We start from the raw sequence: 1,022 nt of genomic DNA, 5'->3' as shown, positions 1-1,022 counted from the left end.
GACCAAGGTCGAGCGCTGGGACGCCACCTTCTACAGCGAGCGCGTCAAGCTGCAGAAGTTCAGCGTCGATCAGAACGCCTTCCGCCCCTACTTCCCGCCCCAGGCCAGCCTGGAGTTCTCGATGCACATCATCGAGAAATTGATGGGCGTGAAGTACCAGCGCATCGACAACAAGCTCTGGCAGGACGAGGCCCAGACCTATGTCGTCAGCGACGCCGCTTCGGGCAAGCCCATCGCGCAGCTCTACGTCGACCTCTACCCGCGCGACGGCAAGTACAACCACGCGGCCGTCTGGCCGCTGCGCGGCAGCGCGACGCGCATTGGCCGCACGCCGGTGGCGGCGCTCGTCGTCAACTTCGACCGCAACGGCCTGACGCTGGACGAGGTCGAGACCCTGCTGCACGAGCTGGGCCATGCGGTGCATGTGAACCTGTCCAACACGCGCTATGCGGCTACTGCGGGCACCAGCGTCATGCATGACTTCGTCGAGGCGCCGTCGCAGATGCTGGAGGACTGGGTCTATGACAAGAAGGTGCTGAAGCTGATGCAGGAGGTCTGCCCGACCTGCAAGCCCGTGCCGGACGCGATGGTGGACCAGGCCGAGGCCGCCAAGCACTACGGCAAGGGTGGCCAGTTCGGCCGCCAGCATCTGTATGCCAGCTACGACATCACGCTGCACCAGCAAGCCAAGCCCGAACCCATGCCGCTGTGGGCCAAGATGGAAGGCGCCACGCCGCTGGGCCACGTGCAGGGCACGATGTTCCCGGCCGGCTTTGCCCATATCGCCGGCAGCTATGGCGCCGGGTACTACGGCTATTTGTGGAGCCTGGTGGTCGCCATGGACCTGCGCACGGCGTTTACGGCCGACAAGCTGAGCCCCGAAGTCGGCAAGCGCTACCGCGACCTGGTGCTGGGCCAGGGCGCGCAGAAGCCGGCGCCCGAGCTGGTCAAGGACTTCCTCGGCCGCGAGTCCAATTCGCAGGCGTTTTTCGACTATCTGAAGAAGTAAAGGGAGCCTGGGC

The 1,022-nt window shown here is 65.2% G+C and carries 1 protein-coding gene; it reads left to right on the top strand.

The features are described 5' to 3' along the window. Window positions 1–1,009, top strand: a 1,009-nt coding sequence (locus tag AC1DU6_RS32615) for a M3 family metallopeptidase (RefSeq protein ID WP_477862397.1), incomplete at its 5' end; no start/stop codon positions are given. Window positions 1,010–1,022 lie beyond the last annotated feature (13 nt).

Source organism: Roseateles sp. P5_B10 (assembly GCF_056400485.1).
This window is presented reverse-complemented; position numbering and strand designations above follow the sequence as displayed.